The organism is Sporosarcina sp. E16_3 (assembly GCF_017347125.1).
Lineage (GTDB): Bacteria > Bacillota > Bacilli > Bacillales_A > Planococcaceae > Sporosarcina.
This window is the reverse complement of sequence record NZ_JADPRX010000056.1, coordinates 1-7,785: the sequence shown is the minus strand read 5'-3', so window position 1 is coordinate 7,785 and position 7,785 is coordinate 1. Positions and strand designations below refer to the sequence as shown.

9 protein-coding genes and 1 pseudogene are annotated in these 7,785 nt (G+C 36.6%); 3 read left to right on the top strand and 7 right to left on the bottom strand.

Annotation, left to right across the window (positions count from 1 at the left end; all coding sequences use genetic code 11):
* Positions 1 to 273: 273 nt before the first annotated feature.
* The 5 genes from I2483_RS18765 to I2483_RS18745 all read right to left on the bottom strand — a co-directional run bounded on the left by I2483_RS18765 (position 274) and on the right by I2483_RS18745 (position 3,258).
* A complete protein-coding gene (locus tag I2483_RS18765) occupies positions 274 to 798 on the bottom strand; it encodes a hypothetical protein (protein WP_207278586.1) in 525 nt (174 codons plus the stop codon).
* A 506-nt stretch (positions 799 to 1,304) separates the two neighbouring features.
* On the bottom strand, positions 1,305 to 1,475 hold the full coding sequence (locus I2483_RS18760) for a hypothetical protein (RefSeq protein ID WP_207278585.1): 171 nt from the start codon (positions 1,473 to 1,475) through the stop codon (positions 1,305 to 1,307).
* Between the two features lie 198 nt (positions 1,476 to 1,673).
* Positions 1,674 to 2,126, bottom strand: a complete 453-nt coding sequence (locus I2483_RS18755; protein ID WP_207278584.1) for a hypothetical protein — start codon at positions 2,124 to 2,126, stop codon at positions 1,674 to 1,676.
* 158 nt (positions 2,127 to 2,284) lie between these two features.
* The gene (locus I2483_RS18750) at positions 2,285 to 2,641 is read right to left on the bottom strand and encodes a hypothetical protein (protein ID WP_207278583.1); all 357 of its coding nucleotides are present in this window, start codon (positions 2,639 to 2,641) and stop codon (positions 2,285 to 2,287) included.
* Positions 2,642 to 2,721: 80 nt separating this feature from the next.
* Positions 2,722 to 3,258: a DUF1572 domain-containing protein gene (locus I2483_RS18745; RefSeq protein WP_207278582.1), complete on the bottom strand. Its 537-nt coding sequence runs from the start codon at positions 3,256 to 3,258 to the stop codon at positions 2,722 to 2,724.
* Positions 3,259 to 3,468: 210 nt separating this feature from the next.
* Between I2483_RS18745 and I2483_RS18740 the strand changes: the two genes are divergently transcribed.
* Positions 3,469 to 4,248 (top strand): hypothetical protein, encoded by a 780-nt coding sequence (locus tag I2483_RS18740; RefSeq protein ID WP_255550522.1) that lies wholly within the window; start codon positions 3,469 to 3,471, stop codon positions 4,246 to 4,248.
* Positions 4,249 to 4,326: 78 nt separating this feature from the next.
* On the opposite strand, the gene I2483_RS18735 is transcribed toward I2483_RS18740, so the two are convergent.
* Positions 4,327 to 4,767: a hypothetical protein gene (locus tag I2483_RS18735; RefSeq protein WP_207278581.1), complete on the bottom strand. Its 441-nt coding sequence runs from the start codon at positions 4,765 to 4,767 to the stop codon at positions 4,327 to 4,329.
* Positions 4,768 to 4,974: 207 nt separating this feature from the next.
* On the bottom strand, positions 4,975 to 5,451 hold the full coding sequence (locus I2483_RS18730) for a hypothetical protein (protein ID WP_207278580.1): 477 nt from the start codon (positions 5,449 to 5,451) through the stop codon (positions 4,975 to 4,977).
* Between the two features lie 366 nt (positions 5,452 to 5,817).
* Here I2483_RS18730 and istA point away from each other — a divergent pair, with 366 nt between their 5' ends.
* Both istA and I2483_RS18720 read left to right on the top strand, forming a co-directional pair.
* Positions 5,818 to 7,353: an IS21 family transposase gene (istA, locus tag I2483_RS18725; protein ID WP_207278579.1), complete on the top strand. Its 1,536-nt coding sequence runs from the start codon at positions 5,818 to 5,820 to the stop codon at positions 7,351 to 7,353.
* Positions 7,350 to 7,697, top strand: a pseudogene (locus I2483_RS18720) (ATP-binding protein); the annotation flags it as partial. The gene istA and the pseudogene I2483_RS18720, both read left to right, overlap by 4 nt.
* Between the last annotated feature and the right edge of the window lie 88 nt (positions 7,698 to 7,785).

The following is a 7,785-nucleotide window of genomic DNA, read 5'->3' as shown; positions in this document are numbered from 1 at the left end:
TTCCTCATTCCTATCTTCCGTTGTAAAGTTAAGATTTATGTTAAATCCCCTGTATTTTCATGCCGAAGGCATTTATCACAGAACTTGTCGCGCTGGCCCGATTGTTGAACACGAGTTAAACATCACTGTTCAACTAACCTGCCGCGTTAGTTGAAGAAGGCAATGAATAATGGAATGGGAATCAAATACAAGCGGTACACTAAGTTGATTATAATTCCGTTCATCTAGAAATTTTAACGCCCTTCTAATTCCAGGGAATTTGTCCCCTCTCAATTAATTTTCAAAGAAAGTTGGAAGCCCTACTTCTCTTAAAAGGTCATTAAAGTTATATTGATGTTTTACTTCAAGTCCCGATAACAATTGTCTAAGAACAATGAACAATTGCTTATCAACCGGACTAAAAATATATTCAAAACGCTTTTCATTATCTAACTGGATTAAAAAAGATACAATTACGCTATATAAAAAGGGAAACTCTTTTTTGATGGCTTCTCTATTGTCTATAAACGATCTAACGTAATCCTCGAAATAATAAATCTTCTCTTTATACGAAAGGAACCACTTTTCTTTTTTTCGTTCTTCAATGGGGCGAAAGATAATGGCTGAACCCCCATACCAATTACCAAGACCAGCAGCAAAAACAAGAAGTGAATACTTTCTTACTTCAAAATCTGGATGTGAAAAGTATTTATAATACTCATCATAATTATCTACATCCCAATTTTTTGCTGTATCAAAAAATCCAATTTCGATTCCTTCCAAAATACTTTTTGCCTTGTCAACTAACCTTTTTGTCATCTAGTATTCCTCATTCCTTGAATCGTCACTTGAATAAGCCCACTATAATACCTACTACGATTGACTTCCATTTATTCTTGCCTATTCAACTAATCTGCTGCGTTAGTTGAATAAGAACAACGATGTTTGTTAAACAACCGCGCCCAATAAATGAAGATGACTTTATTTCCGAATAAGAATTAGCATCTTATATTTTATTAAGTTGTTGGGATATTATTTTGGAATTTCAAGGTCGAAATATTTTCCAGTATCAGAAGAACATTTAGGTAAGTAGTATTTAATTCCCTTTTCATTTTTTTCACTTTCTTGGATTCGCTACATGAAATAAATCAGCAAACCTTCTAATTGATCGCTGAACAATCTTGCATGCGCCTTTCAAAACAGGTTAACATAACACCAGTTCACGGAATTAGTTAACTCCATTACCTAATAAGAAAAGCTACTCTGTATAGGCAGCCGATTGTTCACTAAAACGCCCTTTTGTCGAATTGCCACTTCTCCCCAACCTATATTTCTCCTCCGAATACCGCAAATAGGAATACAACATATAAAACACCCAATGCAATGGAAATTAATGCAATATATTTAATACACCCTTTTTCCTTCTTTAAAAAAGCGATAATTCCAAGTGTTACACCTGTTAAATAGATAGCAAAACCAACGGGTATGGCTACCATAGACCACTTTCCAATGTTATATTGACAGGAGGAAAAATCATATAAGCAATAAAAATCCCAACGACAATTAGAATGATGGAGTACTTACTATACTTACTTTCCACTTCTCCAATCCCCCTTAGTGAACTAATATGGCCCAATTGTTGTGCAGACGAAGCTTCACTAAAGCAACCCGATTGTTTAAAGATATAAAACACCTTAGTTCCTTGGATTTTTAAGTTTTTCACCTGTGATGATTTCAAATACAATTGTAGAAGAATCTGCAGACAAAGATCCATAATTTGATTGTCCTTCAATTGAAAGTCCTAATCTATCATTATTTTTATTTATCCAAACGTCATGTTTATATGAATTCCAAGAGAATCGATAGTCTGGTGGCCTTATATCCATTTTAACATTCTCTTGCCAGTCTGCATTTCCCAAAGTCCTTATAAGCTCATCAACTTCATCGATATCTGTTATTTCATTTACTGTTTCGTAATCTCCGTTATGGTTTCTTTGTTTAACAATTATCGGATTACCATCCCACGAATTGCCATAAACTTGCTGTTTTGTTGAATCATCTTTTTTGCCATTACTATTTACTGCATCCTGACTACACCCAACTAAAACAAGTCCCATTACGGCAAATAGAATAATGAGTCCCTTCATTACATCCCCTCACCTCGTTTATATAGACGCTAATAGTTGGAAAAGGTTATAAATCCTTCCACATTTAATCAGCTAACCTTAATTCTATATATCTTACTAAATTTAATAGGTCTTCCCCTCAAGATAAACGCTATCCTTTATTCCTCTAAATGGCCCGATTATTGAATAGCTATACTTAAAATTATTTGAAAAATCGTTGCAACGACTATTATCCACTTGATTTCTATTCGTATAAATGAATTATATGAACTACGTTTTTTTCTAACTGCCATATCTTGGGCAACTTTTAAATTGATCGGTAAAAAGTATAAAGAAAAAATTATAGCCCCCGAAAGTGAAACACATAAATTAATAAGGAATTGATTAGTTGTTAGACTTGCCACCGCACTACCAATGATAAAAGCTGGGATACCCACCCAAATAAATAGGGTTAGAACTAACAAAACCGATGCAATTATGACTAGCATAAAATTTCTCTTAAGCACATTTAAATAACTATTACAGTAATAACTCACGTTACACCTCCTTGTAACTCATTCAGTAAGTTGGCCCAATTCGTGAAAGAAGGGCATTTATGAAATAAATTCTAACGGCCCTAAGAGTGATGTTTCTTCAACTTTCGTTGTAAATATTCTTCCGAATTCCCTTTAGGTATGCTGAGGCTTTCCCAATTATCATCTTTTAATTGCTTTCCAATATAAACGATTTGACCAACATGGTAAGCATAGTGAGCCATTTGTCTTTCAATTGCTTCTAGCACCGTATGGTCCTCACCCCGAATGGTTATATTTTTTAATAAATCCTGACATTCCAATTCACCCAATGTGTCAAGAAGCGTCTTCCAACCCTTTTCCCAAATAGTTATCATTTCCTGTTTCGAGGAGATATCATCTTCAAATTCCTGGTCACGATTCCTGGAAATTTTTTCACCATCTGATGTCAAAAAATCAGACCACCTAGATATCATATTTCCGCCTAAATGTTTTGCAATTATGGCAACGCTATTTGATGCTTCGTTTAACTTCCAGTGTAAGTCCTCCTCTAGTAGTTGATTTATCGTTTTATCTCCAAGGCTTTTAACACTATTAAATCTTTCTTTCACAACTTTCAAGTATTCACTTCCAATACTCATGAAAATCCCTCCTTAATTTCATTCTACAATTTGGACAGGTTGTTGAACACAAGTTAATCAACACTCTTCAACTAATCACCTTTAGTTGAAGAAGAAAAAAGAGCTGAATTGCAACTCAATGATCTTCCTCTAAAGCAACCGTTAGTTTAATAAGAAATCTTGCGCATAACTTCCTCATAAGAGCAGATAATATGCTGAGGTGATTTGAATATGTTAAAAACAAGGATTGGCTATATTATTTGTTTTTCAATTATTTTAAGCTTGTTTGTTTACAGCAAGTCCTTACATACTAAATTGATGGAGTTATCCATCTCGCAATCGAATAGTGATAAAAGTGAACACGAACGGATTCAGGAATTGGAAAAACGTTTAGATAGCATTGAACCACCTGAACCTACTACCATTCTTGATTCACCTTTCCCATTTGAAAAAGGATTAGAGGTGCATTTCCCTACCGATGTCTACCCGATTACCGAAGTGTTAAAAGAAGGAACAAAAATCCCTTTCAAAGTAGTAAAAAGCGAACAAAATTATGTTAGACCAATATATAAAGAAGACTGGCATAGCACGACTGGAAGATTGGGCAATATTCCTTCTAGAATGTACTATTCTCTCCACCGCATATTTCCTTTTTACGCCATTGGAATTTCAGCCGAATTACATTTTACAGAGAATGTAGGTATTTCTTTTCCTACTGATATAAATGAAACAGACCTTGACCTGTATTTAGTTGTGTTTCAAACAAATATCACAGATGTTTATACAAAAGAAAATCAAGTTGTTGTTGTTGGAACACCTAAACGAACAGGAGTAGAAGTTATAAACATTAAAATTGCAGATATACACCCGATTAATAAGGAGAAATTTTTGTTAGTTCAGTTAGCAACTAATGGAGATGAACTTGATTATTCTTTAATTAATTATGAATCACCCGATTATTGGTTAAAGACAAAACAAAGAAATGAACGTGAAAAATCTAAAAAAGAGTGAACCTTTGCCTTATCAACTCGCTTGATAAGGCTGTTATTTTATATAATCATTCTTCTTCAACTAAACTGCCCCGTTAGTTTAATTATTTAAATCAGAAGGTAGATTAATTTTTACCACAAATTCAACAATTGGTGGTGTAAATGTTTCTGGAATCATCGGTGAAGGCAAGTTTCCTGAGTAATTTGTCAAACCAAAAGAAGCTTTCTCTACGTCAATCCAATCTAATTGTAGTGCTCCTTGAATTTCCCCCATAAAGTGATAATCTGCTATGTAATAATATGTACCATCGTCATTTTCGCAAGCTTTCCAAACTTCTGCTTCTTTACTTGGGTCAATGCCAAATTGTTCGAAAAAATGTTGAATAGCTAGTGAGGTGTGAACAATCGCCTTTGCATAATAAATACAATCTGTGCATCCACAATGAGCTTTGTCAGAAACGAAAGGGAGTTTTTCATATAACTCTTTCGTTCTTTTTACATCCACTTTGACAATATGTCCATTTAAGGTGAATTGCTCCACTCATGATGCCCCCTGTCCTTTTTAATAAAAGCATAAGTTTTTTGTTTAACTAACCTGGCCCGTTAGTTAAACGAGAAAAAAGAGCTCTCTAAGACAATGTCATTAACTTCCTTCTACAAACTGTGGCTTTTTATGAAAAAGATATTAGAATTAACTATGGCAGTCCCATGATACTTTACTCAAGCAACTGTTAGTTCATTATGCGATTTATTTCTTATAAACTTTCACATAGACACTTCCAAATATTTCTTCTCCAATATAGGCATCTAACTTCCACACTCCACTTTTGGGGAGTTCCATATTTGTTGGAAAGTGCTGATCTGCACTATTATTAGGGCTAAGAAAAGTATTTCCTCTTTTGGGTACAATTATTATTTCCTCATCACTGTTTTCGTGAGTTCCTAAAACCCTGAAATCACCAATTAACTCATCTTCATTTCCCCAAAAGTGCCACATATACTTTTGTACTTTGTTTGGATACAATCTGACAACTTCATTATTATCGTAGAGAAATCCTAGACGACCTTCTTCTCCAATCATAGTAACTCCAACAGATTCAAATAGAGGACTTTCATTCCAATTGTGTTGAATAACTTCTTCTTTTATTGGCTCTTCGTCATTACAGCCCCCAATTACTACTGATAAAATTACCGCACAGGTTAAAACTAATCTTTTTTTCATCATAAACAGACCCCCCATCTTTTTATGTTTATTCCCGATAAACTTTAAATATCATTTATTGAATTCACCTGACCTATTTTTAGTTTAAGAAGAAGAGAATTCTCTAAGAAGCCCCTGTTGTTCTAAAAGTATTAATCCTTATTAGTGTTCAGTAAATCAATTATTTTTTGAGCCGAACTTTCGGTAAGTGAATAGACTGATTATTGCATATGAATTGAGCCACCTCTGCGGAGTTTTGAGCCACACAGTGCGAGCAATAGAGCCAGTGAGTGCGGGTATGAGAGCCATCCTACTAATTATATTACCTTCTGTATAATGAAATTTGCATGCGTACAGGCATGACAATCTTATTATACAGGAGGTTTTTTTATGGTTAATTGTCGTAAAATCCTCGAACTGTATTTTGACGGGATCAGTCAGCGCACCATTAGTTCTAGCACTGGTCATTCCCGAAATACGGTTTCCGAGGTCGTCCGGCGAGCCAAGAAACACGGCTTGGAAAGTTTGAACGACACGACGACCAACCGATGGTTGGAGGAGCTTCTCTTTCCCGAGAAGCAGGCGAGCGAAAAGGGGTACTTCCCTGTCGAGTGGGAGAAGGTGCATAAAGAGCTACAAAAAAAGAATGTCACGCTGGCCTTATTGCATCTTGAGTATGCGGCAGAGGCACGTGAAGGTGGGAAAATCCCTTACGCTTATAGAACGTTCTGTGAACAGTATGGGAAATACGCGAGGAAGTATAAACTGACCATGCCTATTCGCAGAAAGCCAGGTGAAATCATGGAAGTAGATTGGGCAGGCTCCACCTTGCATATAACCGATCGCTTTACCGGGGAACATATTCCTGCCTATGTCTTTATTGCGACCTTACCTTACAGCCAATTCAGCTACGTAGAGGCATTTCTGGATATGAAGTCACCCAATTGGTTATCCGCTCATATTCGAGCGTATGAATATTTTGGTGGGGTGCCTGAAACTCTGGTACCTGACAATTTGAAAACAGGCGTGATTAAAGCCCAGCGAGTAGAGCCTCTCCTCAATGAAGCCTATCGCGAACTGGCAGATTACTATCGGACAATCATTGTGCCTAGTCGCGTTCGAAAACCAAAAGACAAGGCCAGTGTGGAAGGAACAGTTGGATTCATCTCGCGCCAAATTATTGCGTCTTTACGAAACTATCAATGTTTTCACTTGGAAGATCTTAATCAACGAATACATGAAAAACTAGAAGAAATCAATGAAATCGATTTTCAAAAACGTCCTGGATCACGGAAAAAGGTATTCGAGGAAGAGGAGAAATCTCACCTTCAGCCACTTCCTCCAAACCGTTACAAACTTGCGGAATGGAAAACAGCAAAAGTTCAACTGAACTACCACATCCAAGTTGAACGCAAGTATTATTCCGTTCCATATGAGTATGTCCGTGAACAGGTCGATGTTCGATTATCAGCGGATCTACTTGAAGTGTACTTTAAGGAAGTGCGTATTGCATCCCACAAACGATTGCGTGAGGAAGTGGGACAGTTCTCTACGAATCCGGATCATATGCCGGATAATCACCGGTCATATCTGGAGCACACTCCGGAGAACAATCAGAAATGGGCAGAGTCCATCGGACCTTCTATGGATCGGCTGGTCGTCTATATTTTAAAGCATAATCCAGAAAAGAAAGCACTCACGATTCTAAGTTCGTTACGAAATCTATCCAATAAGCATACAAAGGATGAGCTGGAGACTGCAACCCAAACATTACTCGAAATCTCCACTAATCCCACCATACCTGTGTTGAAAGGGATTTTAGATAGGAGAAATAAGCGCAAGGCAAAAGACAATGATTCAATTATTCACCATGAGAACCACGTTTTTACGTGTGGCGCTAAATACTTTGGAGGGGAAAGCAAATGATGAACCAAGAAACGTTACGCAAATTAACCGAAATGAAAATGGAAGCCATGGCAGAGCTATATAAACAACAGAGCAAGAACAAAGACTATCGAACAATGGATTTTGATGATCGCTTCAATCTCCTGGTTGACTATGAATACGATCGCCGAAAATCAAACCGATTGGAACGATTGATAAAACAGGCAACTTTTGAAAATCCAACGGCAGCCATTGAAGACATTGAATACCATCCAGATCGCAGGCTGGACAAAAACCTCATCTTAGAGCTGGCAACAGGGAATTATCTACAGAATCACCACAACATTATTTTAATGGGTGCATCGGGGAACGGCAAAACATGGATGTAAACGCTATACTAAAATGGACAATTACTGCTAAATAAGATTGAACACTTTCACCCAACAAATACCCCTCACCCGTTATACTACTAAA